Origin of the sequence: Methylocaldum sp. 14B (assembly GCF_002005105.1) — a bacterium.
GTDB lineage: Bacteria > Pseudomonadota > Gammaproteobacteria > Methylococcales > Methylococcaceae > Methylocaldum.
The window spans coordinates 1-26,751 of sequence record NZ_MSCV01000004.1; the positions used below are offsets into that span (position 1 = coordinate 1).

Genomic DNA, 26,751 nt, shown 5'->3' on the forward strand with positions numbered 1-26,751 from the left:
AAGTCGCCGATCGCCAATATGCTCGATGACCGAAGTGGCCGATTATTCCTCTTTCATGTGGCGGACTCCGGACCATGTGACCACATGGGATAAATCCATCCGCCGCAGCAGTTCCTGGATCACGGTTTCCACCCTATCCGGTTCGTCGTAAAACTCGATCACTAGGGGCAAATCCAGGGACAGGTCGACCAGTGAGGCCGTACGGATTTTTCCGTTTCGACTGAATCCTGTCATGCCCCGCAGTACGGTGACGCCGGCCACCCGTTCCTCTTCGTGCAGGAACTTCATGAGCTTGGACAGGATATGTTCGCCTTCCCTAAGATAAATCCGCGCTATGGTGACTTGCTGATGTGCCATAACCAGTTTCCCGTGAGTGTGCCCAACCAGACCGCCGTAACGCCGAGCAGGGCATTCACGGCGAAGATGCTCAATAGACCCTGAAACTCCGCCCGAATTTCGGGCAATTGGAATGCGAGCCACAAGGTCGCCGCCAGGGTCATCACACCGAGCAGACTGATCAAGACAATCGCCCGGTACAGGGTAGACAGATCGAAGTAAAGAAAAACGAATTCGGCCGCTGCGGCCAGGGTAAAGGCGATCGTCAGGGCGAGCGCCAGGCCGCCGTACGGAAACCCGTGCCCGAGCCAGGGATAGAGATCGGAGGCAAATATCTGCCGGCCCAGTACCAGTCCGATCCAGACTGCCGCGAGACACAACACGGCGCTCAAGAAAATATTCAATCCGGCTTTGGCGAGATTGCCTTCTTCGAACAGGTACAAGGTTTCGATGGCAAAGGTCGAGAAGGTCGTGTAGGCGCCCAGGAACCCTACCAGAATCGCCGCCCGGTATTCGACGGCCAGCGAAAATCGTTGCAGCATCAGTTCGGTGAGGAATCCCATCAGAAACGAGCCCGATACGTTCACGAACAGGGTGCCGTGAGGAAAGCCTCGACCCAGCCAGGCGTAGATGCCGGTGGCGACCAGGTAACGCGTCACGGCTCCGAGCGATCCGCCCAAGGCGATGGCGAAGAGTTGGCTCATCATATCTAACTCAAAGCTCGAATCATCAACACTATTCCGGCGATGGCCAGAAAACCCGCGAAGATGCGGCGGTACCTGGCTTGCTCGATGTGCGTGTAAAGCATTTCGTCGGTCAGCAGAAAAACCAGAGCGCCGACTACCAGATAGATTGCATTTTCGGCAAAAGGCACATCGATCTGCGACCGGCTGAACAGCCACAAGGTGAGGATTTGCGCCACGGCAAAGGTGGCGTAGGAAGCCGCAACGGTGACGCGGGCCACATCCTTTGCATAGTCCTTGTGGTGCACCAGCGCCGTGAGGAGCGAGCCGCCCAGATTGCTGAGCCCGTGTATAACGCCCATGGTCGCGAAGTAAGCCTTTTCGTACTTCATCAGGGCGTCGATGGCGCGGGTCACGGTCGGCGAATATTCCTTCAAGGCGATGAGCAGCAGAAACGATCCGATCAACACGCCGATGTTGATCCGGGTATGAGTCACCAGGAACAGAAAGAGCGCGATGGGCGGCAGCGTCAGAAACAGCACGTTCCGGTAAAAGGTAAAATCGATGTGGGCATGGTGCTTCGCGATCTGCAACAGATTGATGGCGATCGAAATCGGCAGCAGCACGATAAGCACGTCCACGAATTCGTAACCGAGCAGCAACAGGATCGGCGTGCCGAACAGCAAGACGCCTGCGCCGAAAATGGACTGCACGGTGGCCGTGGCGACCACGGTCAGCAGAATGTCGACCGACATGAATTCCCCCTAGGCTTGATCTCGTTGGCTTCCGCCACTCGTTAAACCGGGCTTCGCGCAGTCAGGGAAGCCCGGATGTCATAGGCTTTCCCCAAGCTGCCGTTCGCCCCGTAATGTTTTTATGGCGCGCCATTGTAAACCTTCAGGCTACAGAAGGTATCGGAACGGGTGCGTCGGGCGGGCTCTTTGTCAGCTCGAATCCCGTGTCGCGAAGCCGCTCGCCATTCGATCGGGTCACGTCGGCCCCGGCGCCGCACCGAAGCCGCCGGGCGCGCATCGGAATTCACGGGCACAGCCTCGCCGTCCCCGGCGTCAGGCGCCCAGGCGATCGCCGGCGGAGAGCGCCGTGGCCGGCGGGACGCGCCGGCCGTCGACCGTGATCACCTCGAGCCGAAGCCACGCGTCCGCGCACGCGGCCCACACTTCACCTCCGGGCATCGTCTCGATCGTCCCCGGCGGCGCAGAGCTCGGCTCTCCGGTGGGCGAGGTTTTCACGATCCCGATCTCCCGAGTGCCGGCCCGCGTCTTCGGTGCTCCCCACGGAGACGGGAAGGGGAAATAGCAAAAGGCGCGGACGAAGCGGTCGACGTCGGCGGCGGGGCGATCCCAAGACAGTGTGCCGCCCTCGGGGATTACCCTGCCGAAGTATTCGCGCATTGTGAGGTCTTGCTCGATGTGGGGAATGGAGGCCGGGTCGAGGGCGGCCGCGGCGACCAGAGTGGAGAGGAGAGAGAGACCCTCTTCCACGCAGCGCAGGCCCACCGAAAATGCGGTGTCGCTTTCGGTCAGGTCGAAGAGCGTCTGATAGGCGATGGGTCCGGTATCGATGCCGGCGAACATGCGATGAACGGTGACGCCGTACCGGTGTTCGCTGCGGAGGATGGCCCAGCCCAGCGCGTAGAGACCGGCATAACGGGGCAGGGGGCCCGGGTGCACGTTGAACGCGCCGATCCGGGGGGCCTCCAGGATCGAGCCATTCACGACGTGCAGCGAGTGGACGTTGAGCAGGAGGTCCACATTCTCTTTGCGGAAAATGTCGGCGAGAGCGGCGTCCTTGACGGCCGAGGCGGGCAAGAGACAATGTCCGCGCCTTTCGGCGTACGACCACAAGGCCGATTTGCGCGTGTCCGGAGGCGACGTGAGCACCATCGCAACCCGGTGTCCGCTTTCGTCTAGCGCCTTCAAGGCGCGGAGCCCCGCACCTTCCTCGGCCACCAGGGCAATATTCAAGCGATATTGCTCGCTCACGGGTGCCATTCCGTAGCTTCCCATGCAAGATGCGGTCATCATGAGTAGATCCCTTACAACATGAATTTCAGATCAACGCGCTTCTTCGATTTCCCCGGATTCGGGAGCCGGTGATTCTGTCGACGAGTCGCGGGTTTCTTCGGAAGCGCTCGGGTTGCGAACGCGATGCCAGTCGTATGGAAGCACAAACGTATCGAAGACGGCCGAAAAAGGCAGATCGAAAATAAGGACGGATGCCACCAGTCCGTTGAGCCATGCGGATGCCGAACGCTCGCCGCCGAAAATTTCGCCGATCTCTTTCGCGTCTTGCCGAACGCCGGGGTAAACCGCCCACTCGTTTTCGAGTATCTCGGTCCTCGCCCGTATGCTCGAGCAACCGGCGGCCAGGGCTATCACAAGAACAATAACGGCCCATTTTCCAACGTCAACTTTCATCGCGTTTCCTTATAAACGAATAGAGGTGTCACGGTTATATGGAAGCCGAGCTTTCGGGAACGGATTGACGAATCATCCGATCCTGGAGAAGCAAAGAGAGGGGCGGTAGAGGCTTCCGAAATGAAGGCGGTCTCCCGGCGGACGAACATCTCAATCCGGTTGTCTGTCAGGCGAGGCCCGCTGGCACCGCCATCGGCTCGAGCATCAGCATCATGAAGCTAGGTCAAACTAGCTCTTGATGTCAAATTTCGTCAATAGGGTGTTCTCCTGGCTGGACGGCGTTAGACCTTGCATTTCGCATTTTCATCTATGCTTGAGCTAAACCACTGAGGTCGGGGGCGCCGGGCGGCCGATCATGACACAGGGCGAGGGTAAATGAGCCTTATGTCTCTACGGTTTTTATTGCACTTCTGACGCAACGATCAAGTAGAAGAGGACCATCATTCATGCATTCGACAACCCCATTTACCGGCTCGGCGAAAGTGCTTGAAGCCGGGTACCCCACGGTCGATATTGCCAACGCCTTGAACATCGTGCGTCCCAGCCTCGGGGATGATGCCGGTGTGGCGCTCTTCAGACTGCTGAGACTGGTGGCGATCGAAGATATCCTCGGCAGGGGTGCCTCGGCGATGGCCTATTACGCCGGCAAAAAACTGGGCATGGGTCTTGGAATCGGCAAGCTCGAAGACTTTCTCGGGCTCTGCGCGGCCCTCAAGATCGGAATCATCGAAGTCCCCTTGCTGACCGAGGACAAGATTCATGTCGATGTCTACGAATGCGTCACGTGCAGCGGTCTCCAACCCGTGGGGCGTACACTCTGCCATTTTGAGGGAGGGCTGATCGCCGGGGTCGTGGAGCACGTAACGCGAAGACGCACGCAAGCCGTGGAGGTAAGCTGCATCGGCGGATTGGGCGACCGTACCTGTGGTTTTGATCTCGAACTCCTCGGCGAGATCAAATAGCCGGTCAAGAGTTCTATCCCGAGCGCCCTGTCGATTGACTCGCCAGCCCGATAAGCTGCCGGGTCGGCGGATCAAAAACCTAGTTATTTGAAATTTGCGATGCGCTTCGATGCGCTTCCTGGGATGGCATCGGCCCGAACTCGCTTACGCGTGAGCAGCCATCCGAGGTAAGCCGCGGCAGCGACGTCATACGTGAGGCAGAAGGCAGGCCACCAGGCCGGCACGCCCGGGTTTGCGATGAACCGGCCATGGACGAAATCAAAGATGCCGTGTGCGAGCAGGGCGGCAACGATAAGCCACAACGTGTACTTGAATCCGGCGATAGAGGCGCCCAAAAACACCGCGGCAACGATGAGCTCAATAATCAATGCGTTCATGGAACCGCCCACGACCGCAAAGAGGACATAGTACGACGCGATGACGATCATCACCGTGGGATAAAACGCACGATCACGATCCAGGCCGAACAAGGTCGCCGACAGGCCGATCACAATGGCCAGAACCGCTCCGATCAGAAACGCCACGCTTGCTCCTCGATTGAATTGCTATCCGACGAAGTAAAAAAAATCGCTTCGAGCATTTTGGCACGATTAATCCGTTGAATGTGCATAGGCTGAGTTTTCGATCCAAGGGTTTTTCAACATTCCGGCACTGATGTTCGGCGGACGCACGCAAGCGGAGTCTAGCGACGTTGCGGCCGGTCCGCTGAAATACCCTTTCGGGCTTCATCTATCCACGACGAGGTCCACGAATATGCCCGTACCGATATCGAACTCCCCAATGACCCGGATGGTGCCGGGGTGATAGTCGTCATAGACGATCACGTGGACGTGGTCGGCCCTATCCCTCGGATGCCGGATGAGCCAGGCGCCCGGCGGAACCTTGGCGCGCAACCGATGGCACTGGCCGGGAGGAGGCTGGTGCCCGGCAGGTCGGCCCGGATACCAGATACGGCATTCGCCCGGAGGGGGATAATGCCCCGGCGGGATATCGAGGCGGGTGTAGCCGTGTTCGTGGAAGTAAGGGTCATGCCTATCATCCCTCCAATCTTTCCTGTAGCCCCGATGTTGTTTCTCCTTCCATTCCTTTTCCGAGTAATACCCGTCCGTTCCCTTCTGCCGGTCCTTCCCGCCTTCCCGTGATTGTTTTTCCTTCCAGTCGTTCTCCAGGTAATGTCTGTCGTTTCCCTTTCCAGACTCGTCCTTTCCTTCGTCTGCCGCCGTCGTGCCGAAACCGCAAACGGCCAAGGCGATGGATAGCATTAGCGTGTTCGATATGTTCATTATTTTTCTCCAAAACGCATATCGGCACCGCGGGCTGGTTTGCTGGTTCCCAAGGCTCCCGCTTGGGTACTGGCAATCCCGTTTCCACAGTATTCGCCGAGGGCTAACTCGCAGAACGCTGAGCGTGCGCTCCGGATGTCGGGTAGTCAATACTAGGAAAGTTGCAGCCGCAACCGTCTCGGGCTCCTTGATATGTCAGCCTGGCTTAGAGCCTATCCCGGTACGTCGTTCGTCCTGAGCTTATCGAAGGGTTTCGAGGACCTACCGGGATAGGCTCTTAGTCTCCGCATGACGACCCTCGAAATGTGCGTTCAGCCGCAACATCCCCCATGCTTGCGGTGTTCCTGTACCGGCGGGCATTTTACCGATCCGTAGGAACAGAACACGCAGCAATCCCCGGCTTCGGGACGCAGCAGCGTCTTGCAGTTGGTGCATTCGTAATAGAACTGGCAAGCATCCGTCGGCATGGTTTCCAGCCTAGCAAAACCGCATGCGGGACATGTGAGAAGGGATTCGAGAATGACTGTGCTCATGGTCGTCCTAGGGGTGAAGAGTCGATGGGTAGCCGGCGTCCGTAGTCGCCTTGGTAAGTGCGGCCGGGCTGGTCCGATCCGGATCGTAAGTGACCGTAGCTGTTTTCCGGTCGAAATCGATTTTGGCGTCTGTTACGCCCGGTACCTGTTCCAACGCCTTGCTGACGGTAATCGGGCAGACCGCACAACTCATGTTTTGCACATCGAGCACGACGGTGTGTGGTTCCCCGGAAAACGTTACCAGTGGCAGCCACGCGATCGCGAGCGTGATGATCTGGCGCATCGTTGTGTCCTCCTATTCAGTCAGTAGAAAAGTGGTGCGATCCATGGTCCGGCCATGAGCCCGAGCGATAACAAGCTGACTACCCAGAAGGTCAGACGCTGTTGCTTGATGATCGAGGCGGCGCGGCAGGCTGAGGTGGGTTCGCAGACCTGAGGTGTGAGGTAAAGCTTGCGGAATGCCAGAGCGATGAACAGCAGCGCAGCCGCCACAAAAAGGGGGCGGAAAGGCTGCAAGGCGGTTAAGCCGCTGATCCAGGCGCCGCCGATGCCCAAGGAGAGCAGGAGCAAGGGTCCGAGACAACACAGCGAGGCGCCGATTGCGGCCATCGCGCCAATCATCAGCGAGCTTTTTGCGTTCAGTGAGGACATTTTGCATCTCCAAACCGGTAGTGTTGGCTTGAGTCTAAATGCCGTACCATGGTACGGAATCAAGCGGTTTTTTGACGAGATGACCACTTCTCTGTTTTTTACCCTGGCTGCCTTCTTCGAAATCGCTGGCTGCTTTGCTTTCTGGAGTGTCTGGAGGTTGGGCAAGCCTTGGCCGTGGCTCAATGCCGGCATCGTCAGCCTATGCCTGTTCGCCTGGTTGTTGACCCGAGTCGAAGTCGAGGCGGCGGGCCGGGCCTATGCGGTCTATGGCGGCGTGTACATCGCCGCTTCGCTGGCGTGGCTTTGGTGGGTCGAAGGCCATCGGCCCGATCATTGGGACATCATCGGGGCGACTGTTTGTCTGGTGGGGGCGGCCATCATCCTGTGGGGGCCGCGATCATGAAGGCGCCGACATTCACCATTGGACGCCTGGCCAAGCAAGCCGGAGTGAACGTGGAAACCGTCCGCTATTATCAGCGGAGAGGGTTGTTGGATCAGCCCGACAAACCGCTGGACGGAGCGCGTCGCTACCCCGTGACTGCGGTCGAACGGATCCGGTTCATCAAGCGGGCGCAGGCGCTGGGATTCACTCTGGAAGAAATCGCCGTATTGCTTCGGCTCGATGAAGCCTGCGCCTGCTCTGAAACGCGGGAACTGGCCGTGCGTAAGCTAGCCCTGATCGAGCGTAAGCTCGCTGATTTGAGCGCCATGCGCGATGTCCTGAAAGAACTCGTGCATCAATGCGATGAAGGAGCGGGACAAACCCCTTGTCCGATCATCCGGTCCCTGGCGCAGAATTAGGAGATCGCTCCGAACCGCTGCTTGCCTTGCCCGGGCCATCGATAACAAATACCAAGAATCGCGCCTCGCTGCTCGCCCGCGAACGCCGGCAGGCCTGACGGATTTTCAGGCCGAAATCATCGCCGAGGTGCCGAAATACGGCGGCCTCTTCGCCAACTCCGTCCGCCAAGTTGTCAGAAGCTGCCAGTGGCGGATAAACGCGGATGACTTTGCACGCCCAGGCCCCGCGATACCCAAAAGCCAATGAAGCGCCTATACGGGGCTCTCATCGAATGCTTACGATTTGAAAAGAGACCCTGGTTGGCCTTTGCGGACGGCTGTGCTCAACTACCATCGATTACCGGCCCGTATCCGGGCCTGATAAGTCTGCATCCCACCGGAAAGCACCTTGACCTGAAAACCGTTCTGCGCCAATAGCCGGAAGGCGTAATAAGCGCGTTGTCCGACGCCGCAGATCAGCCAGATGTCCCGGTCGCGGGGCAATTCGTGAAGCCGGTCGCGCAGGGTCTCGAGCGGCAGGTTTCGTGCGTTCGGGATGTGGCCGCCGGCAAATTCCGTTTCGCTTCGAACGTCCACCAGCAGGGCCGTGGTGTTCGCCAATTCGTCCCAATTCGCCAGGGGGAAATCCCCGCGCAGATGGTTGGCGGCGATCATGCCGGCCAGGTTGACGGGGTCCTTGGCGGCGCCGAACTGGGGAGCGTAGCAAAGCTCCAGTTCCTCCAGGTCGAATACCGAAGCTCTCTGCATCATGGCCGTGGCGATGACATCGATGCGCCGCGCCACATCGAGCTCGCCCACGGCTTGCGCGCCTAGAATCCTGCCGTCGGCCTCGGAGAACAGCAGTTTCATGTGGATTGGCTTGGCGCCCGGAAAATAGCTCGCATGGTGGCCGGGATGCAGGTAGATCTTTTGGTAATTCATGCCGGCTCGCCTAAGCAGCTTTTCGTTGGCGCCGGTACAGGCGATGGTGAGTCCGAATACTTCGCACACGGCGGTTCCGAGAACGCCATCGAAAGCCAGGGGCGGCGGCGTCTCGTCGTCCCCGCACGAGAAATGGTGAAGAATGGCGGTGGCCGCGACGCGCCCCTGCCGGTTGGCGGGACCGGCCAAGGGAACGAGCTGCCATTCCCCGGTGACCCGATTTTTCACTTCGACCACGTCGCCCACGGCCCAGATGGCGGGGTCGCTGGTACGCATGTATTCGTCGACGCGAATGCCGCCGAGGGCCCCGAGTTCCAAGCCAGCGTCGGCCGCGAGTCCCGACTCCGGGCGCACGCCGATGCCGAGGACGACCAGATCGGCGGAGATCGTGTCGCCCTTGGATGTAAGCACGTTCAAACCGCGCTCCGGGTGCTGGTCGAAGGCCGCGACGCCTTCGCCCAGTCTGAGGCTGACGCCGCGGGATTTCAGCCGTTCGGCGGCATAGGCCGCCATTTCAGGGCCTAGCGGCGGCAACACCTGGTCGGCCAGTTCCAGCAAGGTGACCTCGAGCCCCAGTCCGACCAGATTCTCGGCCATTTCGAGGCCTATGAATCCGCCGCCCACGATCAGCGCGCGGGAGGCCCTGGCCGTTGCTGCCTTGATCTTCCGGCTGTCCGGAATATTGCGCAACACGTGGATGCCGGGCAGGTCGATGCCGGGCAGAGGCGGACGGACGGGCTTGGCGCCGGTCGCGAGGACCAGCGCGTCATAAGATTCTTGCCGCGTCGCGCCCGTCTTGAGATCGCGCACCTCGATCGTTTTGGCTTGCCTATCGATACGGGTGACCTCGGTTTCCGTATGCACGGCGATGTTGAATCGGTTCTTGAATACTTCGGGACTGGCCACCAGCAGTTTGGCTTCCGATTCGATCACGTCGCCCACGAAATAAGGCAGGCCGCAGTTGGCGAAGGATACATGCGGTCCGCGTTCGAACACGAGGATCTCGCAGGTTTCGCACAGCCGGCGCGCCCGAGCCGCGCAAGTGGCGCCGCCGGCCACGCCGCCGACGATGAGGATGCGTTTTTTCGTGGCATTCATGAGATCGAATCTCCAGTCAGCGAGTTGCGTTAGGTATTCACGGGCTAATATCCGAGCCAGGACGGCCGATTGTAGCGCTCGCGACGGGGCGGCAACACCGTTAGAACACCCTTGGTCCGAGATAGTGACGCGTGGCTGGGTAGGCCAGAGCAAGGCGATAGCCAGTTCCGGCGCTCGACCTACGAACTGGCGTCACCAAGTAGGTCAGTAATCCTTGCCGAACACAAGGAGTCGGCACATGGAATCGTCGGCAAGGGGTTGCCGACATACCAACCTGTGCCGCCAAGTAGGTCGGGGATCCTTTCGCGACGTAGCAGGCTGGCGAGCGTAGTTGTCGGCAAAGGATTGCCGACCTACGAATGCTGCGAACAGGGGGTGCCAATGAGGTCAGGAGGCCTTGCCGAACATCCCAGGGCGGCGCATGGCATCGTCGGCAAAGGATTGCCGACCTACAAATGCCATGTATCGAAAGTAGGCTGGGATGACGAAGGAATCCCAGCAATCCCGCTAGTTATCATGCATGGGATGCATGGTGCCGTGAGGATGTCCCGGCATGGCATCCGAGCCGTGCTCGGCGAGCTGGGCGTCGAACCATCGGTGTACGGCGGCGATCAGAGCGGGATCGCCGGATGAATAAACGATCTCCGCTCCATTCGGGAGTTCGCGGTATTCCACGTGCAATGTTCCCGGTTGGGCGTTTTTCAGCTCGGCGAGGCCCGGCATGTTTTCACCATGGATGCGAGCAGGATCGGAAAAATCGCCGCGGGCGAATTCCTCGGAAATCTTCGTCAGGTGCTGCCGGATGAGTTTGATCTGCCCGGCATTGGCCGGGTCCCGGACAACGACTTGCTGCACCCCTCCCGTTTCGGTCTTGGTAAAAACGTGCTGGGTTTGCTTGAGGTCGAAGGGCATGACCTCGGCCCCGCGTTTCGAGATTTCCTCCACGCGTTCCGGACTTGCCGTCTGTGCCGGCACCACTGTGGGTAATCCAAGAGCGAGAACGATCCCGGCAAATGCCCAAAGTCTTCGATTACGGCCTTGCATGACACGATCTCCAGTCAATTCGTCAATGCCCGGTTTTCAGATGCGCCGGACAGCATTCTTCGTAGCCCGGCACGCCCGTGCGGCGTTCGTACCAGGCGCGGCTGCGGTTGACCACGCCGACGGCGAGCAGCATCACCGGCACTTCGATCAAGACGCCGACCACTGTTGCGAGTGCCGCGCCGGATTCGAAGCCGAACAGGGCGATGGCGGTGGCCACGGCCAGCTCGAAGAAGTTGCTGGCGCCGATCAGCGCCGAAGGACCCGCCACGCAATGGGGCGAGCGTACGGCCCGGTTCAGCAGATAAGCCAGTCCCGAGTTGAAAAACACCTGGATCAGGATGGGTACGGCCAGGAGCAGGATCACAATCGGTTGAGTCAGGATCTGCTCGCCCTGGAAACCGAACAGCAGCACCAGGGTGGCCAATAGCGCCGTCAGCGAGACAGGGTGCAGTACTTTCAGCAGCCGGTCCAGACGGGCGTATCCGTCCCCGTGGCGCAGAACCGCCATACGCAAGAGGTTGGCCAGGATCAGGGGTACGACGATGTACAGCAGCACCGACAGGAGCAGCGTGTCCCAGGGCACGGTGATCGCCGACAGCCCCAACAGCAAGCCGACGATGGGCGCGAAGGCGAAAATCATGATGATGTCGTTGAGCGCCACCTGGGACAGGGTGTAATGGGGCTCGCCGCGCGACAAATGACTCCAGACGAACACCATGGCCGTGCACGGCGCTGCGGCCAGGAGGATCAGCCCGGCGATGTAGGAATCGATCTGATCCGCCGGCAGCCAGGGCCGGAACAACTGACCAATGAAAAGCCAGCCCAGGAGCGCCATGGAAAACGGTTTCACGCCCCAGTTGACGAACAGGGTCACGCCCACCCCGCGCCAGTGCTTCACGACTCCTTTCAGCGCCTTGAGGTCCACCTTGACCAGCATGGGGATGATCATCAGCCAGATCAGCACCGCAACCGGCAAATTGATCTTCGCCATTTCCAGCCGTCCCACGGTTTGGAACGCTGCGGGGAAAAGATGCCCCAGCCCTATGCCGGCGACGATGCAGAGGAATACCCAGACCGTCAGATAGCGGTCGAACAGGCTCATGCCTTTGGCTTTTTCGCCCGGCCCGCGATCAGAGGGACGGACGCTTCGGGTTGTATTTCGGAATTTCTGTTTGTTCATGGCGGTAGCTTTCGCAAGCGGGTCAAAGAGTTTCCGTTCCGATGCGGTTGAGCGCCTCGGCCAGTTCCGACCGGGAGATCCTTTCCACCGGCAGCGCCAGCAGTCGGCGGATACGTTTTTCGAGGGCCGTGTAGGTCGCTTCGAAAGCGGCTTCGATGGTCTCGGGACTGCCGGTGACGTGGGCCGGGTCCGGCAAGCCCCAGTGCCCGCGAACGGCCGATCCCAGGTAAACCGGGCAGGCTTCCCCCGCCGCCGAATCGCAGACCGTGATCAGGATGTCGATCGGCGTGTCTTCGAGTGCGTCCCAAGACTTGCTGGCATAGCCTTCGGTCGGGAGTCCGTGGCGGGCCAGCGTCGCCAGGGCGTTCGGGTTGACCCGGCCGGTCGGATGGCTGCCGGCGCTGAAAGCGCGAAAACGTCCCGCGCCCAGCCGGTTGATCAGGGCTTCGCCCAGGATGCTGCGGCAGGAATTGCCGGTGCAGAGTACGAGAATGTTGAGCGGACGCGGGTTCACGGATGGATTCCTTATTTTGAAGGGCTGCAGCAGCTCGAGGCGGATTTGATCTGTATGGCCGTGTCTTTGCCGAAGGTCGGTATGCTGCTCAGCGAGTGAAAGGCCTCCCAGGCGATACCTTGGGGATCGACGGTCCAGTATTTGTCGGACTGGGCGTAGCAGCAGGCGGCTTGTTTTTGCGCCTCGACCGGCAGGGCGGCGTCGCTCAGGCCGCGGTTGACATCTTCCAGCTCCTCGCCGGATTCGACCTGGAGCCCCAGGTGATCCAGGCCGAGCCGGCTTCCCCGCGCGGAAATGGCGAAGTTGATGCGGGGATCGTCCAGCATCCACTTGGCGTAGTCGTCTTTCAGGACGCTGGGCTCGGTCTGGAACAAGGCGCTGTAGAAACGGATGTTCTTTTCGAGATCGTCGACGGCGATATGGACATGGAATCTTTTCATGGCAAATGCTCCGATAGGTTACTCAGGTTTCGCGGACATCAATCTTGCGGTTTCAACTTCACGTAACGGCGGCTCTGCCGACATCTCGGCCAGTGCCCGTTGTTGCACCGACGGCGAGGATAGTCTTGCCCGCGTCGCCCTTGCCGATGAGAACAGGAGCGCGGGAGCAGTTCGAAGAACCGCACAGTCGTCGATCGCGGCACCTTAGCCGCAGCAACTCTGCACAACCGGGTGTTCGACCGGGTCTCCTTCGAGAAAACGATGGGCCAGTTGCAGCATCGCCCTTGCGGGGGTCTCCTTCACGCTCTGGGCGGTTTTCACGGCGCGCATCATGTCATCGCGCGAGACCCCCAGCTTCTTCGCCTGCTGAAAGTGATATTTGAAACAGGGCTCGCAGTTGGCGGCAATCGCGGTGCCGATCGCTACGAGTTCGGCGACGGCGTCCGTATAAATGCTGGGCGCAGGCGTTTCGATGTTCAGTCCTGCCAGAGACGCCAGTTCCGCTCGGGCCGGATATCTGCCCTTGCTGCCGATTTGGCCGTCCACCAGAAGCAGAGGCAGGCATTCGTTACCTTCCTTCTCCAGCGAGGCCTTCACAACCGGGTTCGCCGCGAACGCTTGCGGGGCCTGGGAAAGGTTATGGCGGGCGACCTCGACGCCTTGTTCCGACAGCCACTGCACATCGGCGGCGAATTGCGCGAGAACGGGGTCGACCTCAACCCCGCACACGCCCGTGCCGCAGCATAGAGCGGGATCGTAGATTTCGAGCTTTTTCATGGGATTTCCTCTTATGCAAGTGATGAGGTGGGAAGTGAAAAGGCTATTCGCCATGTTGCGGTATATCGACACGTCCGATCTCGCGGACTTTTTGCTCCAGCGCGAGCCGTTCCAAACTCGCGGGATTAAGGCTCGCGAACAAGGTGACGCGCCGATGAAGAACGGCGAAGGCTTTCGCGAAAGCCAGGCGCTTTTCGTCATCGGAACCGGTGACCGCCGCGGGATCGGGCACGCCCCAATGGGCCGTGATCGGCTGTCCGGGCCAGGCCGGGCAAACTTCGCCCGCTGCGTTATCGCAAACGGTGATGCCGAAATCCAAATCCGGCGCGTCGGCTTGCGCGAATTCGTTCCAGTGTTTGCTCCGTGCGCCAGTGGCGGGAATTCCTTTTTTTGCCAGCCTTTCCAGGGCAAACGGGTTGACCGTTCCCGCCGGGTGGCTGCCCGCGCTGAAGGCGCGGAAACGGCCCTGGCCAATTTGGTTCAATAAGGCTTCCGCCATGATGCTGCGCGCCGAGTTGCCGGTGCACAGGAAAAGTACGGTAAAGGTTTTGTCGGTCATGCCTGGGTTTCCTCGATGCCGGCGCAATCGGATGTGGCGGTCGGCTTGCAGGGCTTGCCGCTGCAGCAGTTTTCGGTCAGAAAGCCGAGCAGCTCGTTCATGGTCCGGAAATTGGCCGAATAGATGACGTAGCGGCTTTCCTGCCGGGACGAAACGAGATCGGCGTGGGCGAGTTCCTTCATGTGGAAGGAGAGCGAAGAGGGCGGAATGCCCAGCGTCTCGCTGATCTTCCCGGCGGACAAGCCTTCCGGCCCGGTTTGCACCAACAGGCGGAAGATGGCCAGGCGGGATTCCTGGGCGAGCGCTGCGAGGGCGGTGACGACTGATTTGATTTCCATGGTTCAAAGATTATAGAAATATAAAATAATTGCAAGCGGAATTTTCTCTCGTCCCCAATCTCCGGATTGGGAACGCTACCCTGGAAGCCCCCGCTTCCCGAACGACAGCAAGCAAGAGCTTGCAAGACCGGGTTCCCAAGCCCGAAAGCTTGGGAACCCGTAGAAAAAGAACTAGGCCGGATCGAGCCGTTCGTCTCGGCTCAGGACAAGCTTATCCCGGCCTACGCGGGCTCAGTCCGCGACTCCCAGTATGACCGACCCGGCCTTGAACACGGCATGGGCCGCATCGCCCTCGCGCAGCCCCATCGAGTCCACGCTCTCGTTGGTGATGGTGGCGGCGATCGAATCGCCGCCCGCCAGTTCGATCACCACTTCGGAATTCACCGCGCCCTTTTGAATGCGCTTGACCGTCCCTTTCAACTGATTGCGCGCCGATAGGCGGTATCCGCCGAAATCCTTGACGATCATGACCAGCGGGGCCTTGATCAGCGCCATCGCGTCGTCGCCGTTCCTGACGCCCAGCGATTCCGCCGATTCCTTGGTGATGGCCGACACGATCGTTTCTCCGCCCTTGAGTCCTATGCATACTTCCACGGTGACCGCGCCGGTACGGATGTCGGTCACTTTGCCGAAGAGCTGGTTGCGCGCGCTTGCTTTCACGTTCAATCTCCTGAATAAGAAAATGAGGTTCGGGTTGTCCGCCAGTTGCCGGTTTTTCGCATCCAGGAAGCGGCGGTGTTCTTCCTGTAATCCGGTAAAAAGCGCCAATAACTCCCGGCCGACGGCGGTGAGCTTGGTGCCCCCTCCGTGGCGGCCGCCCACGGCGGTGGAAACCAGAAGCTCCGGCGACAGGTTGTTGGCCCGCTCCACCATTTCCCAGGCGCCTTTGTAACTTAGGCCCACATCTTTTGCTGCCCGGTTGATGGAACCCGTTTTTCCGATGGCGGCGAGCAATCGAAAGAGACGTTCGTTGAGGCCGCCGATCAGTCGGAGTTCGCCCTCGACCAAGGCGGGCGGATCGATCTTGTGATTCGGATTCGTCATCGATTGTTGGCTCTTCATGAACGGGATGGGGAGAGGCGGCCGGGATTCCGATCCACTTTCATCACGAGCGGATTGAAGGCTTTGGAAACCAGCATGACCGTGTCGCCGACTTGGATGTCCTGCATTTCCTGTGCCGTGGCGATCACTTGCACCACCCGGTTGCCGATCAGGATCGAGAGCGTGAACACGACGTCGTTGGGCTCGACCGCGAGCACTTCGCCGGTGAACTGAAATTTTCCGCTGATCCGGCGATTGCTGAAAACCTCGGCGGGGCGTCCGCGGGCGACCGTTCGGCCGCCCTCGATGACGATGACCCGATCGGACAGCCTGTAAACTTCGCCGAGGTCGTGGCTGACCATCAGGGTGGTCATCCTGAAATGCCGCTGTATCCGCAGAATTTCGTTTTGAAGGCGTTGGCGGGTTTCACCGTCCAGGGCGGAAAGCGGCTCGTCCAGCAGCAAGAGCCGGGGTCTCCGGGCCAAGGCGCGGGCCAGCGCCACCCGCTGTTGTTGTCCCCCGGACAGGGTGGTCGGGAGGCGCCGCTCCAGTTCCCGTATGTCCATCAGCTCCAGGAGTTCGTCCAGATAGCGTTCGTCCTTGGGATCCCCCAGCGCGATGCGGAGATTCTCGCGCACGCTCAGATTCGGAAAAAGGGCATAGTCCTGGAATACGAAACCGACTCGGCGCTTCTGGGGCGGGATGTCGATGCCCTTGGTCCGGTCGAACCAGATCTCGCCGCCTACGGCGATTCTGCCGTGATCGGGCTCGGTCAGCCCGGCGATGCAGCGAAGGCAAGTGGTTTTTCCGACGCCCGACCGTCCGAACAAGGTGAGAAACTGTCCGGTCTCGGCTTCGAGCTCGATGTCCAGGGTCACGTTCCCTTCCGCGGTGTGCAGGTTTTTTCGCAGCGATAGTTCCAGCATCAATGGGGTCCCAATGCGCGTTTGTTGATGAAAAATACCGCAAGCAGTATGGAGAAGCTCAGGGCGAACAAGACGAACGCATAAAAATTGGCCGCATCGTAGTTGAGCGATTCCACCTCATCGTAAATGGCTATGGAAGCCACTCGGGTCACGCCCGGAATGCTGCCGCCCATCATCAGCACCACGCCGAATTCGCCGATGGTATGGGCGAAACTGATCACGGCTCCGGCAAGCAGGGAGGGCTTGATGTTGGGCAGCAGAATCCGCGTCAGGGTTTTCCAGCGCGACAAGCCGAGCGTGTAGGCCGCCTCCGTGAGGCTGCGCGGCAGGTTCTGAAAACCCGACTGCACCGGGTGGACCATGAACGGCAGGCTGAACAATACGGACGCGACGACCAGTCCTTCGAAACTGAACACGAGCCGCAGCCCGAAGGTCTCGTCCAGAAAACGGCCGAAGGCGTTTTTGGGGCTGAAAGCCAGGAGCAGATAAAAGCCGAGCACCGAGGGCGGCAAGACCAAGGGCATGGCGACCAGGGCTTCCACCGCCGCCTTCAGGCGAAAGCGGCCGAAAGCCAGCCAGTAAGCCAGGGGCACGCCGATGAGGAACAATATCGCCGTCGTGACCGTGGCGAGCTTCAGAGTGAGGATCAGGGGTTGCCAATCATAGGCCATCGGCGCGTTCCCCCAGCATGACCTCGTTGGCCTTGACCAAGGCCTCGACGCGATCGCCCACGGCCAATTCCAGCCGCTCGGCGGCCCGGCGAGTGATAACGGACACCAGGCGGTGGCCTCCGCAATCGAGCGTCACCTCGGCCAATAGCTTGCCCTTGCGGATGTCGGCGATTTCGCCCTGTAGCCGGTTGCGCAGGCTCAGGCGACCGCTCAAGTCTTTGCCGAGCGAAACTTCCGTTTCCTTGAACAGGACCGATACGGCGTTGCCCGCTTCGAGATAGGGAGCGGATTCCGCCGTTTCCACCAGCATCGCGGTCAGCGTGTTTTCTCCCACGGCGACATCGACCAGCGAAATATCCCCTTCGCTGGCGACGGCAACGATGATTCCCGGCAATCGGTTCACGGCAGCCGATACCCTTGCCGGGCGAAGATGTCCCGTGCAGTCCGAGAAAACAGGAAGTCGAAAAAGCGTTTCGCCGCCGCGGGCCGATGTTCCTCCCCGTGCTTCAGAATGACGGCGGCCTGGGCGATGGGTCGATAGGCTTCCTCGGGAATTTCCATCCAGTGTCCCCGGTCCTTCAGCGCCGCCGTTAACACCGTGGACTTCGCGGTCAAGCCGATCTCGGCCGCCTGTGACAGCACGAACTGGTTGACATGGGGAACGGTCTCGCCGTAAACGATTTTCTCTTGGAGAGCGGGCAGCAACCGATAGTGGCGCAGAGCCTCCATGGCCGCCCGGCCATAAGGCGCGCCCTTCGGATTGGCGAGAGCGATTTTGCGGATGCCAGGCGCCTTGAGCACCGCGGTCAAGCCCTTGTCGAAGGCGATGTCGCCGAGGGTCCACGCCACCAGCGCCCCGTAGACGTAGACCCTGGGCGGCGTGACGGCCAAACCGGATTTGTACAGATGCTCGGGATAACTGACATCCGCCGAAACGAAGACATCGAAGGGCGCGCCCTGTTCGACCTGGGCGGCGATCTTGCCCGAGGACGTGAACACCGGCTCGATCTCGATGCCGGATTCCTGCTCGAAAGCCTGTTTCAGTTCCGGAAAGTTGGCCTGAATGCCCGCCGCGGCGGCCACCGTCAGAGTGTCCCGCGCCGCGAGCGGCGGCGCTGTGGCCAAAAGGCAAATGGAAAGTACGAAGAACGGGTGTTTCATCATAGGACCTTTGAATATCGTCAAACAAAAACACGTTCACCGATAGCCGATTCGGTAGCGCCGTGTCCGCCGAACATCGCGACGGTAAGCGAGAACATGGCGATTATCCAGCGCGCCACATCTTGATCACCGACAACGCCAGACTGACGAACTTGTTGACGATGACCGCTTCCAGGGCCGGGAATTGAAATGTCCCGATGAGCAGCGGCAAGCGGAATTCCGCGCCTCCCAGTCCGATCAGGCCGCCCAGGGTAACGATTAGCGCCCCGCCGCCGAAGGCGGATACCCCGCGCCGCGTCGTCACGGGCAATGGGAAATTCGGATCGGCGTGCCGGTTCAAGGCGCGGGCGCCGTTTCGCCCGGCAGAACAAAGCCGTAGCGACGGAAGATCGCCCGCGCCGGTTCGGCGGCGACGAATTCGGCGAACGTCTCGGCCAATGGATTGTTCTCGGCCCGCTTGACGACGACGTAGGCCTGATCCAGAGGGGAATGCAGATTCTCCGGAACCAGCGAATACCCGCCTTTCTCCTTCAGCGCGGGACTCACGGCCAGCGACAGGGCGATGATGCCGACATCGGCGGCGCCGGTCTCGGCGAACTGGGCGGTCTGCGCCACGTTTTCGCCGAACACCAATTTCTTTTCCACTTTCGACCACAGACCGGCTTTCTTCAGTGCCTCCTCCGCACGCATGCCGTAGGGGGCATGCTTGGGATTGGCGATGGCGATCCTGGTGATTTGGGGACTGTCCAAGTTCTTTAGTGTCATCTTGCTGGCGTCGGTCCGTGCACTCCACAGCACGATGCGGCCGCGGGCGTACATCCTGACCTCGGAAGCCGTCAGCCCCTGCTCTTTAAGCTTTTCCGGAAACTTGATGTCGGCCGAAAAGAAGATGTCGAAAGGCGCTTCGTGCACGATTTGTTCGTAAAACTTGCCGGACGAACCGGTGACGAGATCCACCGTCGCTTCCGGGTGGCGGTCTTTGAAGGATGTCACGATTTCGTCCATTGCATACTTGAGATCCGCCGCGGCGGCGATGGTGAGCTTGCCTGTCTCGGCGCCCTGAGCGGTGTGGCCTATGGTTATCAGATGGAGCAAAAAGATCAATAAGAAGCAATGCATGGCTGAGTTCTCCACAGTTTGAACAGATCGGGTTTTTCGAGAAATCCGGGTTTTCGGCTCTTGTATCAGAACTGATACTGAAACCGGGTCAGGAAGGCTTTTTCGGTCGGACGGTCCCGGCCTCGCGCGGCGCCGCCGTCGAAATAGGTCTGGGCGTAATCGGCCATCAACTTGATATTGGGGTTGAGATACCAGTTCAGGCCCAGCGCCCACTCGGTGGCCTTGCTGGCCGAGGTGGACGGATTGGCGAAGACGCCGTTGAACTTGAAGGTGTCGTCGTCCACGTCCAACTCGCCCCATCGTGCGGCGATCTGGAAAGCGCCCCAGGTGCCGGCGAAGGGATCGAAGTTTCGGGCCGGCTTGATCCCGAAGAACGAGTTCCTTTCGCCGGTCAGCACATACGAGGTCTGCACTTGCCAGGCGGTGTTGTCCTGGCGCGCGGTTCGGGTTCTCGTACCGTCGGCGAGGCGCTGGGATGAAATCACGTACTCGGTCAGCAGCCCGAACGACCCCCAGTACCAATAAGCCCCGGGCGTGATGCGGTAGGCGTCTCCGAAAGCGGTGACGTTCGGGTTGTAATTCAGGAAAGCCTGCTGTCCGGCCGAGGTCAGCCGGTTCAAGCTGTGTCCTCTCGGTTGCCCCCAACTGCCAGCAAGATTGATACCCAGGCCTTCCAAAGCCGGGATGCCGCTGTGCATGAAAGGATGCGAAATGAGACGGCCGGCGAACTCCTTGTTGTCGTCCTTCTCGCTGTCTACGTTACCCCCGTCGCGGGCGCCGTTGAAGACGCCGAGTTCATAGCCGAAGAACTCCTTGAACACCGGCAAGATCGTGTACTGCGTTTTATAGCCGGGATAGGCGATCTGGCCGTGCAGCATCACGCCGATATCGCGTGCCGGCGTGAGGTTCTGGGTCAGTGCTCGCTCGACGAACGCGATATTGGGCGCGCCTTGCTGACGTTCCAGGCCGTTGATGGGCGGTCTGAATTTACCCGCCATCAGGCTGGCGTACGGAAAATAGTGCAAATCGGCGAAGGCGTCGAACAGGCGCAGATTGCCTTGGCCGAAATCCGGCGAGAAACGGAAATCCGCCCATTTGAAGAAGGTGCCGTCGATGGTCAGACGGGCGCGGCGGATGGAAAACTTGTCCGGAATCGCATCGCCCGTCGAATCGTCCATGAAAAAATTGCCGTCGGCCTGGGCATAGGCGCGGAGGCTCAGGCGATAGTTCTCGTCGGCGGATTTGACGACCAGGCCCTTGTTGCCGATCTCGACCTTGGGCGCATTCTTTGCCGCTTCCGCCGTCACCTTGCGATCCTGCTCGATTTTTTTCTCGAGCGTGGCGACTTTGTCGTTCAGCGCTTTTACCTCGCCGTCAGATGTGGCAACGGGGAGATTTTTCGGATTCGTTTCCTGCGTTTTTGCGGCGATTTGTTTACGAAGCTGCGTGTTTTCATTCTCCGATTGTTCCAGGCGGGTTTCCATTTCCACGAGGCGCCGTTCCATCGCCTGCATGCGTTCTTCCATGGTCGCCGCAGACACGCCGTGAGGCGAGCTAAAGAGTAAGCCGTGACAAGCGACGGCGAGCGCTGTTTTTTTTCTTATAGTCATGAGAAGTTTCCCCAATTTGTTTGGCCGTTAAGCTGCGACGCCTCATTGCAAGCCGTCTCCGATCGCGATGGCTGGTTCTTTGATTGGTGTTTCCCCCCTTCCGGTCCACGTCATTGCGTAGCCGAAAAACCCTTTGAACGTTAATTCGTTATTTATTTAAAGTTATAACGATAATCGAGCAAAAACAGGGCCAATAATGGGGCGAACATCTCGACGAGAGGGAATTGGTCGGCAACGGCTGGCGTCCCGCAACTGCCGGAGGCCTAGTGCCTATGCTGTTGAATATTCGGCGGAAACGCGTTTTCGCTTGGGCTTAATCGTTCGGTTTGTGCTTCGTTATATACGTTAATAAATATCGATACAAGTAGTTCGGCCGGCGAGCGTCGGATAGCTATGGTGGCGAAAGGAATGTCAGGTTTCGAACAGGAAGAATGTCGGTTTTCCAACAAAAGCGATCGGCGGATCACGGCAGTCGGGCGAGAACTCGGCTAAGCTTCCATGGCGCCGGAACGGGCACCGTTGCCTGCCGGTGTCCTGAGTATTACCCCTAATTGGAGATGTCTGTGAACAAGATCGGCAAGTTCGGTGTGGTGGGGATTCTGGTGATTGCGGGCGGCGCATCCGCCGCCTCGGCGGAAGAAGTGCCCAAAGTATTTCGCGATGCGCCGGCCCAGAAAGGCCAATGGCGCATGGAGATTCTCAAGTTCGACGGCGGCGAAGGCGACGGAGAGGCTGTGAGCGCCATGCCCAAAAGCATGTCGATGTGCATGGACAGCATCATGGACATGGCCAAGAAGAGTGAGCAGCAGCAGGGGCCGAGCACATGCCGCGGCAAGATCCTCGAAAACAAGGATAATCGCGCCGTTTACGAGGCCACGTGCGAAAGCGGCGTCTACCGCAGCACCATAACCCGTGAGGGGCCGCGTTCGTTCTTGATCGAAGCCGCCGGGAAGAGCCCAGAAGGCTCTTTCGCCATGACATCACGCTACACCTACGAAGGGCCCTGCAAGGGAAACGGCGGGCAGCCGGCCATCAGCTTCGACAAGAACAGCGAAGCCTGCAAGGCGATGAAAGCGCAGATGTTCCAGATGGACCCGAAGATTGCGTGCGCCGGCGCGACGGGAGCGGCCCGCCAAACCTGCGAGCAGCAGATGGCGCAATCGCTCGCTCAAATGAAGAGTATGTGTGAATAATGGCGGCGTATTCGATCCGCGAATTTTCCGGATCGTGGGCCCGCGGCTCGGAAATTCTTTCCCGGCGCCGCCGTCCGGCCAACGGATTCGTCGGCAAAGGATTGCCGACCTACGACTGAGCACCCTGTAGGTCGGGAATCCTTTCCCGACGTTACGGTCCTACCGAGCGTCTTCGTCGGCAAGGGATTGCCGACCTACGACCGTGCACCCTGTAGGCCGCGAATCCCTTCCCGACATTCGCTAGATTTTTTGTCGAATGACCGAAGCCGTAGAACGACTCGGGAAACGAGCAACATGCTACGCAGGATAGGGCGATAGCCGCCAGTTCACGGGCTGTTGTACAGCACTTCGCCCAGCGCCCCGATATCGTAGCCGCCTAGGCTTTGGGCCTTTTCCGCGAATTCCGGGGCGCGGGTGAATTTCAGCAGGGTTTGGAACGGCGGCTCGAAATAATCGCGCCGGCGGATGACGAGGTCGAAGCGTTCCCGCGCCAGAGGCAGGAATTCCAGTTTCATTTGCCGGGCCACGGACTGCACCGCGATGCCGGCGTCCGCCTGGCCGCTGCAGACCGCAAGCCCGATGTCGACGTGGCCGCGGGCCGGCTGGGGCAGGAGATTCAAACTCTCGATCGAAAGCCCCGACTGCTTGAGCAAGTGCCGGAAGAGCAGACGGCTGCCGGCGCCTTCCTGTCTTTCGATGATCCGCGCGCGGGTCCGGGCCAAATCGGAGAGGGCACGGATGCCGAGCGGATTGCCGGCCGGGAGCACCAGTCCCTGCTCCCGCCAGGCCCAGTGCAGAACCACGATTTCCGCGCCTTTCAGATGTTCCTTGACCGCCGGCAAGTTGTATTCGTCGCTTGCCGGGTCGAGCAGGTGAATGCCGCACAGCACCCCTTCGTCGGCGGCGAACCGCTCCAAACCCTCGGTGCTGCCGTTCATCTGCATGGCCAAGGGGTAACCGGTTTCTCCCAGTGCCCATTCCAGTAGCGGATCGTGACTGCCGACCACCACCTGCGGCAGCGGGCGGACTTCCGCGCCCGGCTGTACCTGGAACTCGCTGTTCTGCTTGAGCCAGATGTCGATCTGCTCCTTCGGGAACAGCCACTTGCCCGTGACCCGAGTGCAGGGAATGCGTTTCTGGGCAAGCAGATCGTAAATCTTGCGTTCTTTGAGACGCAGATAACGCGCGACTTCCGGAACCGTCATCATGTTCTGCGTATCCGATTCGTCCTTTACCATGATTGGGTCTCAATCGTTTCTTGGAGTAAGAAATTCAGGACTGTACCTGCATAAACCAAAGGGATTGTAACCCAAGGGCTATGGCTATAAACGAAAGCCCATATCGACTAGCGCCTGCCTCACCCGATCATCCCCGAGAAACTCCCGAAAACGGCGAACACCGGGTTTTTCCAAATGGCTTTTCGGCACCAGAAAATCGTAATGTTCGTCCTGAACGGGTATGAACCCGAGACCGTATTGGGCGGCGACCGTTTCGATGGCGACGCCCCAGTCGGCGCGGCTTTGCGCCACGGCGGCGGCCACCGCGTTGTGCGACTTGGGTTGCACGGGGTAGCCGGGCGGCTGCCCGCCTTCGAGCAAGCGGTCGATCAGGATGCGGGTTCCGCTGCCGGCATTGCGGTTGATCATGAGGCAGCTCGCATCCTCGCGCGCAGCGGCCAGCGCCGCTTCGAGCGGTTTTCCGGCAAACCGCGGGTCGTCCTTGCGGAACACGATGCCCTGCATGCGGCGGTAGCCAGGGACGAGTTCGAGTTCCGCCGTCAGCAGGTGGCGGTTGTATTCGCCGGTCGCGGGGTTCATGAGATGCACCCCGGCGATGTCGCATTCGCCCCGCTTGGCCGCCGCCGCGCCGCCCATGCTGCCGACGTAGAAGGCTTTGACGCTTAAGGCCCGCTGCTGCAATAGCGTCAACAGATAATCCAGCCCCGCGCACTGGCTGCCCACGAACACCAGTTCGGCGGGTTCCAGCGCCTGGCCGAGCAGTTGCACCGAGACTGCGCTGCCCGCCGGAACCTGTTCGGTGCGCTGGTCGATGGCGATGAACCCGTCCGCGAAGCTGAAAGCGGTCACCGCGCCGGAGCCTTTTCCCATTGGGTAGGCCGCGAGTCCGTCGTCGGTCGGCATCAGGCTGACCAAAAGGTATTCGGTGCGTCCCCGCTCCGATGTAACCCGCATGGGCAGCGTGGCTTCGACCGACCGTGTTCTCGCGGCGGGCAGTCCCGCCAGGCGCCTCAATACCGGAGCGACGAACTCGTGGAAGTTGAAGATCGCCGAGGTGGGAAAGCCGGGCAGCACCACCACAGGCTTGCCGTCGGTCACGGCCAGGCAAATCGGCTTGCCGGGTTTGAGCGCCACCCCGTGCGCCACGATGCCGGGGTTCTTCAAGGCGCTGACGGCGCGGTAGGACAGGTCGCCCGCGCCTTTCGAAGTGCCGCCCGAGAGCAGCACCATGTCGCATTCCAAGCCCCGCCTCAACGCGCTATCGAGTGCCGACTCGTCATCCGGCACCACGCCGAGGCTCACCGGTTCGCCGCCGAGTTCGCGCACGGCCGCCGCGAGTATCGTGCCGTTGGAGTCGTAGACCTTGCCGGGGCGCAGCGGCTCGCCGGGCGGAACGATTTCGTTGCCGGTGGAGATGATTGCGACGCGCGGGCGGAGATAAACGTCCACCTGGTCCAGACCGATGGCGGCCAACACCCCGAGCTCCCGCGACGTGAGCCATTGCCCGGCGCGCATCACGGTTTCGCCTTTGGCGACGTCGGTGCCGGCGAAAGCGACGAACTGGCCGGGCAGGGCGGGTTTGCGGATTTCGATGCGGAGCGGCTGGCGATCTTCCAGCAATTCGGTGTGCTCGATCATCACCACCGCATCGGCGCCCCTCGGCAGCATGCCGCCTGTCGCGATGGGGGTGGCGGTCCCGGCCGTGACGGCCATCGACGGTTCGACGCCGGGCGCGAGCACCTCCGGGTTCAGGGACAACGCCGCCGGAACTTCGTCGCTCGCGCCGTAAGTATCCCCGGACCGGACCGCGAAGCCGTCCACGCTGGCGCGATCGAAGGCCGGCACGTCCACGGGCGCGCTCACGGTGCGCGCCAGCACCCGGCCCAAGGCATCGGCGAGCGGAACGGTTTCACGGCCGGACGGCTCCAGCCGGAGATGGGCATGAAACCGCGCCGCCGCTTCTGTGCGGTCGATGACGTCCAGAAATTGCTCCTGGCGGGCCGCGCGCCGCAGGTCGTCGTTATCGGACATGGTTTGGTTCCGAATCGAGGGAGTCATAAAGGTATACGGTCACTTCGGCGCCCGCCGGATAGCCTTCGCAATCCTCGGGCACCAGCAGAAATCCGTCGGCAGCGGCAAGGGCCGAGAGGCGGGTATTGCCGCCCACGGCGACGGGTTCGGCGCCGTTCGGCGTCAGCCGTACCCGGCAATAGTCGGTGCTGCCGAGTTCCGAGCTGATTTTCTTGGTCAAGACGACCCGCCGTGCCGGATAAGGCCAGGCCGTGCTTCGGTCGCCCAGGCGCCGTATGGCGCGGCCCGCGAAAAGATCATAGGCGCAGAAGCTGGCCACCGGTTCTCCCGGCAGAAGAAGCACCAAGGTGTTTCCGATCCGTCCGATGCCGGTCGAGCGCCCCGGCTCCAGGGCGATGCCGTGCCAGGCCAGCTCTCCGGCCGTTTCCAGCGCTTCGGCGGCACGGTCGTTCCAGCCTTCGCCGCTGCTTCCCGCGATCAGCACCGCGTCGATTTCATCCGTGCGCAACGCCTCCCCGATCGCATCGTCGGTTACATGCATCCAAGCTGCGACTTCGCCCCCGTCCCGCGCCACGAGCGCTTTCAACATCGACGAGCCGGCCTCGAAATGCTGATGACCACTGCGAGGCTGTTCCGGAACCGCCAAATCGTCGCCGGTGGTCACGAGCCTTATCCTGGGTCGTCGAACGACGATTATCCGATCCAATCCGCAGGCGGCCAACAAGGCCAGATCCTGGGCGCGCAAAAGCCTGCCTTCGGGCAGCAGCGGGCTGCCGCAGGCGATGTCCTTGCCTCGGCGGACGATGTGTTCGCCCGGCACAACCGCCGCCGCGATATTCACGAAACCGCCGGCCTCCTCGGCGAGCGGGAACGGAACGATCGTATCCGCGCCGTCCGGCAGTGGCGCGCCTGCCACGACTCTCGCTGCCGTTCCGGGTTGTAGGGCGACTGCTGTATCGTCCAATTTCAGCATCACCGGGCTGTAGGCGCTCGCACCGATGGTTTCGAATCCGCGTACGGCATAACCGTCTATGGCGGCGCGGTCGAATGGGGGCACATCGATGGGCGACTGCACCGTTTCGGCGAGAACGCGCCCGCAGGCTTCGGACACCGCGACCGATTCCGGCGGCAACGCGGAAACCTGCCGGTCCAGCCAGCGCAGCACCTCGTCGACGGATTCGTAGCGGGTGAACGTTTTCACGG

General features: G+C 60.7%; 31 protein-coding genes and 1 pseudogene. 4 read left to right on the forward strand and 28 right to left on the reverse strand.

Translation table 11 applies throughout. The features are described 5' to 3' along the window. Positions 1-42: 42 nt before the first annotated feature. The 5 genes from B2A78_RS03570 to B2A78_RS03590 form a co-directional block, all read right to left on the reverse strand. The gene (locus B2A78_RS03570) at positions 43-357 is read right to left on the reverse strand and encodes a DUF190 domain-containing protein (RefSeq protein WP_077728544.1); all 315 of its coding nucleotides are present in this window, start codon (positions 355-357) and stop codon (positions 43-45) included. Continuing rightward, positions 333-1,043, reverse strand: a complete 711-nt coding sequence (gene crcB, locus B2A78_RS03575) for a fluoride efflux transporter CrcB (protein WP_205780654.1) — start codon at positions 1,041-1,043, stop codon at positions 333-335. Before crcB ends, B2A78_RS03570 begins: the two co-directional genes overlap by 25 nt. Positions 1,044-1,045: 2 nt before the next feature. Beyond that, positions 1,046-1,774: a TSUP family transporter gene (locus B2A78_RS03580; RefSeq protein WP_077728545.1), complete on the reverse strand. Its 729-nt coding sequence runs from the start codon at positions 1,772-1,774 to the stop codon at positions 1,046-1,048. Between the two features lie 312 nt (positions 1,775-2,086). Continuing rightward, on the reverse strand, positions 2,087-3,064 hold the full coding sequence (locus tag B2A78_RS03585; protein WP_077728546.1) for a formyltransferase family protein: 978 nt from the start codon (positions 3,062-3,064) through the stop codon (positions 2,087-2,089). Between the two features lie 30 nt (positions 3,065-3,094). Next, positions 3,095-3,457, reverse strand: a complete 363-nt coding sequence (locus tag B2A78_RS03590) for a YceK/YidQ family lipoprotein (protein ID WP_077728547.1) — start codon at positions 3,455-3,457, stop codon at positions 3,095-3,097. A gap of 446 nt (positions 3,458-3,903) precedes the next feature. On the opposite strand from B2A78_RS03590, the gene B2A78_RS03595 reads away from it, so the two are divergent. Beyond that, positions 3,904-4,419: a V4R domain-containing protein gene (locus tag B2A78_RS03595; protein ID WP_077728548.1), complete on the forward strand. Its 516-nt coding sequence runs from the start codon at positions 3,904-3,906 to the stop codon at positions 4,417-4,419. An 83-nt stretch (positions 4,420-4,502) separates the two neighbouring features. On the opposite strand, the gene B2A78_RS03600 is transcribed toward B2A78_RS03595, so the two are convergent. The 4 genes and pseudogenes from B2A78_RS03600 to merP all read right to left on the reverse strand — a co-directional run bounded on the left by B2A78_RS03600 (position 4,503) and on the right by merP (position 6,886). After that, positions 4,503-4,943, reverse strand: coding sequence for a hypothetical protein (locus B2A78_RS03600; protein WP_077728549.1), 441 nt, complete (start codon positions 4,941-4,943; stop codon positions 4,503-4,505). Between the two features lie 201 nt (positions 4,944-5,144). Then, complete coding sequence (locus tag B2A78_RS03605) at positions 5,145-5,702, reverse strand: hypothetical protein (RefSeq protein ID WP_077728550.1); 558 nt, start codon at positions 5,700-5,702, stop codon at positions 5,145-5,147. Between the two features lie 311 nt (positions 5,703-6,013). Beyond that, on the reverse strand, positions 6,014-6,235 hold the full coding sequence (locus B2A78_RS03610) for a GDCCVxC domain-containing (seleno)protein (protein WP_077728551.1): 222 nt from the start codon (positions 6,233-6,235) through the stop codon (positions 6,014-6,016). Between the two features lie 7 nt (positions 6,236-6,242). Beyond that, positions 6,243-6,886: pseudogene (merP, locus tag B2A78_RS26965) on the reverse strand (mercury resistance system periplasmic binding protein MerP). 79 nt (positions 6,887-6,965) lie between these two features. Between merP and B2A78_RS03625 the strand changes: the two are divergent. Together B2A78_RS03625 and merR are read left to right on the forward strand one after the other, a co-directional pair. After that, complete coding sequence (locus tag B2A78_RS03625) at positions 6,966-7,289, forward strand: YnfA family protein (RefSeq protein ID WP_026611648.1); 324 nt, start codon at positions 6,966-6,968, stop codon at positions 7,287-7,289. Beyond that, the gene (merR, locus tag B2A78_RS03630) at positions 7,286-7,687 is read left to right on the forward strand and encodes an Hg(II)-responsive transcriptional regulator (protein ID WP_026611649.1); all 402 of its coding nucleotides are present in this window, start codon (positions 7,286-7,288) and stop codon (positions 7,685-7,687) included. The genes B2A78_RS03625 and merR overlap by 4 nt, the downstream gene beginning before the upstream one ends. A 327-nt stretch (positions 7,688-8,014) precedes the next feature. Here merR and B2A78_RS03635 read toward each other — a convergent pair whose 3' ends face one another. The 16 genes from B2A78_RS03635 to B2A78_RS03710 form a co-directional block, all read right to left on the reverse strand. Then, positions 8,015-9,706 (reverse strand): FAD-dependent oxidoreductase, encoded by a 1,692-nt coding sequence (locus B2A78_RS03635; RefSeq protein WP_077728552.1) that lies wholly within the window; start codon positions 9,704-9,706, stop codon positions 8,015-8,017. A 507-nt stretch (positions 9,707-10,213) separates the two neighbouring features. Then, complete coding sequence (locus B2A78_RS03640; RefSeq protein WP_077728553.1) at positions 10,214-10,750, reverse strand: aspartate carbamoyltransferase; 537 nt, start codon at positions 10,748-10,750, stop codon at positions 10,214-10,216. A gap of 22 nt (positions 10,751-10,772) precedes the next feature. Next, positions 10,773-11,852 carry an ACR3 family arsenite efflux transporter gene (gene arsB / locus B2A78_RS03645; protein ID WP_077728732.1) on the reverse strand — a complete coding sequence of 360 codons (1,080 nt, stop codon included), beginning with the start codon at positions 11,850-11,852 and terminating at the stop codon, positions 10,773-10,775. 100 nt (positions 11,853-11,952) lie between these two features. Continuing rightward, a complete protein-coding gene (locus B2A78_RS03650; RefSeq protein ID WP_077728554.1) occupies positions 11,953-12,444 on the reverse strand; it encodes an arsenate reductase ArsC in 492 nt (163 codons plus the stop codon). An 11-nt stretch (positions 12,445-12,455) separates the two neighbouring features. Further along, positions 12,456-12,884, reverse strand: coding sequence for an ArsI/CadI family heavy metal resistance metalloenzyme (locus B2A78_RS03655; RefSeq protein ID WP_077728555.1), 429 nt, complete (start codon positions 12,882-12,884; stop codon positions 12,456-12,458). 204 nt (positions 12,885-13,088) lie between these two features. Next, complete coding sequence (gene arsD / locus B2A78_RS26970) at positions 13,089-13,661, reverse strand: arsenite efflux transporter metallochaperone ArsD (RefSeq protein WP_077728556.1); 573 nt, start codon at positions 13,659-13,661, stop codon at positions 13,089-13,091. 43 nt (positions 13,662-13,704) lie between these two features. Further along, positions 13,705-14,220, reverse strand: a complete 516-nt coding sequence (locus B2A78_RS03665) for an arsenate reductase ArsC (protein WP_077728557.1) — start codon at positions 14,218-14,220, stop codon at positions 13,705-13,707. Beyond that, positions 14,217-14,558, reverse strand: a complete 342-nt coding sequence (locus B2A78_RS03670; protein WP_077728558.1) for a metalloregulator ArsR/SmtB family transcription factor — start codon at positions 14,556-14,558, stop codon at positions 14,217-14,219. The genes B2A78_RS03665 and B2A78_RS03670 overlap by 4 nt, the downstream gene beginning before the upstream one ends. Positions 14,559-14,789: 231 nt before the next feature. Further along, on the reverse strand, positions 14,790-15,602 hold the full coding sequence (locus B2A78_RS03675) for a TOBE domain-containing protein (protein WP_168175332.1): 813 nt from the start codon (positions 15,600-15,602) through the stop codon (positions 14,790-14,792). 14 nt (positions 15,603-15,616) lie between these two features. Continuing rightward, the gene (locus B2A78_RS03680; protein ID WP_077728560.1) at positions 15,617-16,525 is read right to left on the reverse strand and encodes an ATP-binding cassette domain-containing protein; all 909 of its coding nucleotides are present in this window, start codon (positions 16,523-16,525) and stop codon (positions 15,617-15,619) included. Then, a complete protein-coding gene (gene modB / locus B2A78_RS03685) occupies positions 16,525-17,196 on the reverse strand; it encodes a molybdate ABC transporter permease subunit (protein ID WP_077728561.1) in 672 nt (223 codons plus the stop codon). Before modB ends, B2A78_RS03680 begins: the two co-directional genes overlap by 1 nt. Further along, positions 17,186-17,599, reverse strand: a complete 414-nt coding sequence (locus B2A78_RS03690) for a TOBE domain-containing protein (protein ID WP_205780655.1) — start codon at positions 17,597-17,599, stop codon at positions 17,186-17,188. Before B2A78_RS03690 ends, modB begins: the two co-directional genes overlap by 11 nt. Next, entirely contained in the window at positions 17,596-18,360 is a 765-nt protein-coding gene (gene modA / locus B2A78_RS03695) for a molybdate ABC transporter substrate-binding protein (RefSeq protein WP_205780656.1), read from the reverse strand. Before modA (B2A78_RS03695) ends, B2A78_RS03690 begins: the two co-directional genes overlap by 4 nt. 100 nt (positions 18,361-18,460) lie before the next feature. After that, positions 18,461-18,697 carry a hypothetical protein gene (locus B2A78_RS03700; RefSeq protein WP_240502390.1) on the reverse strand — a complete coding sequence of 79 codons (237 nt, stop codon included), beginning with the start codon at positions 18,695-18,697 and terminating at the stop codon, positions 18,461-18,463. Continuing rightward, positions 18,694-19,476: a molybdate ABC transporter substrate-binding protein gene (gene modA, locus B2A78_RS03705; RefSeq protein ID WP_077728562.1), complete on the reverse strand. Its 783-nt coding sequence runs from the start codon at positions 19,474-19,476 to the stop codon at positions 18,694-18,696. Before modA (B2A78_RS03705) ends, B2A78_RS03700 begins: the two co-directional genes overlap by 4 nt. A 65-nt stretch (positions 19,477-19,541) precedes the next feature. Continuing rightward, positions 19,542-21,086, reverse strand: a complete 1,545-nt coding sequence (locus tag B2A78_RS03710) for a porin (RefSeq protein ID WP_077728563.1) — start codon at positions 21,084-21,086, stop codon at positions 19,542-19,544. 563 nt (positions 21,087-21,649) lie between these two features. Here B2A78_RS03710 and B2A78_RS03715 point away from each other — a divergent pair. After that, positions 21,650-22,279, forward strand: coding sequence for a hypothetical protein (locus B2A78_RS03715; protein WP_077728564.1), 630 nt, complete (start codon positions 21,650-21,652; stop codon positions 22,277-22,279). 326 nt (positions 22,280-22,605) lie between these two features. Here the strand turns inward: B2A78_RS03715 and B2A78_RS03720 are convergent, their stop codons facing one another. The 3 genes from B2A78_RS03720 to glp all read right to left on the reverse strand — a co-directional run bounded on the left by B2A78_RS03720 (position 22,606) and on the right by glp (position 26,749). After that, on the reverse strand, positions 22,606-23,517 hold the full coding sequence (locus tag B2A78_RS03720; protein WP_240502391.1) for a helix-turn-helix transcriptional regulator: 912 nt from the start codon (positions 23,515-23,517) through the stop codon (positions 22,606-22,608). An 84-nt stretch (positions 23,518-23,601) separates the two neighbouring features. Further along, the gene (locus B2A78_RS03725) at positions 23,602-25,548 is read right to left on the reverse strand and encodes a molybdopterin biosynthesis protein (RefSeq protein WP_077728565.1); all 1,947 of its coding nucleotides are present in this window, start codon (positions 25,546-25,548) and stop codon (positions 23,602-23,604) included. Beyond that, on the reverse strand, positions 25,538-26,749 hold the full coding sequence (gene glp, locus B2A78_RS03730; RefSeq protein ID WP_077728566.1) for a gephyrin-like molybdotransferase Glp: 1,212 nt from the start codon (positions 26,747-26,749) through the stop codon (positions 25,538-25,540). Before glp ends, B2A78_RS03725 begins: the two co-directional genes overlap by 11 nt. Positions 26,750-26,751 lie beyond the last annotated feature (2 nt).

Coding starts and splice junctions, on each gene's coding strand:
- B2A78_RS03570 (WP_077728544.1), bottom strand. CDS start 357: ATGGCACATCAGCAAGTCACCATAGCGCGGATTTATCTTAGGGAAGGC.
- crcB (WP_205780654.1), bottom strand. CDS start 1,043: ATGATGAGCCAACTCTTCGCCATCGCCTTGGGCGGATCGCTCGGAGCC.
- B2A78_RS03580 (WP_077728545.1), bottom strand. CDS start 1,774: ATGTCGGTCGACATTCTGCTGACCGTGGTCGCCACGGCCACCGTGCAG.
- B2A78_RS03585 (WP_077728546.1), bottom strand. CDS start 3,064: ATGATGACCGCATCTTGCATGGGAAGCTACGGAATGGCACCCGTGAGC.
- B2A78_RS03590 (WP_077728547.1), bottom strand. CDS start 3,457: ATGAAAGTTGACGTTGGAAAATGGGCCGTTATTGTTCTTGTGATAGCC.
- B2A78_RS03595 (WP_077728548.1), top strand. CDS start 3,904: ATGCATTCGACAACCCCATTTACCGGCTCGGCGAAAGTGCTTGAAGCC.
- B2A78_RS03605 (WP_077728550.1), bottom strand. CDS start 5,702: ATGAACATATCGAACACGCTAATGCTATCCATCGCCTTGGCCGTTTGC.
- B2A78_RS03610 (WP_077728551.1), bottom strand. CDS start 6,235: ATGAGCACAGTCATTCTCGAATCCCTTCTCACATGTCCCGCATGCGGT.
- B2A78_RS03625 (WP_026611648.1), top strand. CDS start 6,966: ATGACCACTTCTCTGTTTTTTACCCTGGCTGCCTTCTTCGAAATCGCT.
- merR (WP_026611649.1), top strand. CDS start 7,286: ATGAAGGCGCCGACATTCACCATTGGACGCCTGGCCAAGCAAGCCGGA.
- B2A78_RS03635 (WP_077728552.1), bottom strand. CDS start 9,706: ATGAATGCCACGAAAAAACGCATCCTCATCGTCGGCGGCGTGGCCGGC.
- B2A78_RS03640 (WP_077728553.1), bottom strand. CDS start 10,750: ATGCAAGGCCGTAATCGAAGACTTTGGGCATTTGCCGGGATCGTTCTC.
- arsB (WP_077728732.1), bottom strand. CDS start 11,852: ATGAGCCTGTTCGACCGCTATCTGACGGTCTGGGTATTCCTCTGCATC.
- B2A78_RS03655 (WP_077728555.1), bottom strand. CDS start 12,884: ATGAAAAGATTCCATGTCCATATCGCCGTCGACGATCTCGAAAAGAAC.
- arsD (WP_077728556.1), bottom strand. CDS start 13,661: ATGAAAAAGCTCGAAATCTACGATCCCGCTCTATGCTGCGGCACGGGC.
- B2A78_RS03665 (WP_077728557.1), bottom strand. CDS start 14,220: ATGACCGACAAAACCTTTACCGTACTTTTCCTGTGCACCGGCAACTCG.
- B2A78_RS03670 (WP_077728558.1), bottom strand. CDS start 14,558: ATGGAAATCAAATCAGTCGTCACCGCCCTCGCAGCGCTCGCCCAGGAA.
- B2A78_RS03675 (WP_168175332.1), bottom strand. CDS start 15,602: ATGACGAATCCGAATCACAAGATCGATCCGCCCGCCTTGGTCGAGGGC.
- B2A78_RS03680 (WP_077728560.1), bottom strand. CDS start 16,525: ATGCTGGAACTATCGCTGCGAAAAAACCTGCACACCGCGGAAGGGAAC.
- modB (WP_077728561.1), bottom strand. CDS start 17,196: ATGGCCTATGATTGGCAACCCCTGATCCTCACTCTGAAGCTCGCCACG.
- modA (WP_205780656.1), bottom strand. CDS start 18,360: ATGATGAAACACCCGTTCTTCGTACTTTCCATTTGCCTTTTGGCCACA.
- modA (WP_077728562.1), bottom strand. CDS start 19,476: ATGCATTGCTTCTTATTGATCTTTTTGCTCCATCTGATAACCATAGGC.
- B2A78_RS03710 (WP_077728563.1), bottom strand. CDS start 21,086: ATGACTATAAGAAAAAAAACAGCGCTCGCCGTCGCTTGTCACGGCTTA.
- B2A78_RS03720 (WP_240502391.1), bottom strand. CDS start 23,517: ATGGTAAAGGACGAATCGGATACGCAGAACATGATGACGGTTCCGGAA.
- B2A78_RS03725 (WP_077728565.1), bottom strand. CDS start 25,548: ATGTCCGATAACGACGACCTGCGGCGCGCGGCCCGCCAGGAGCAATTT.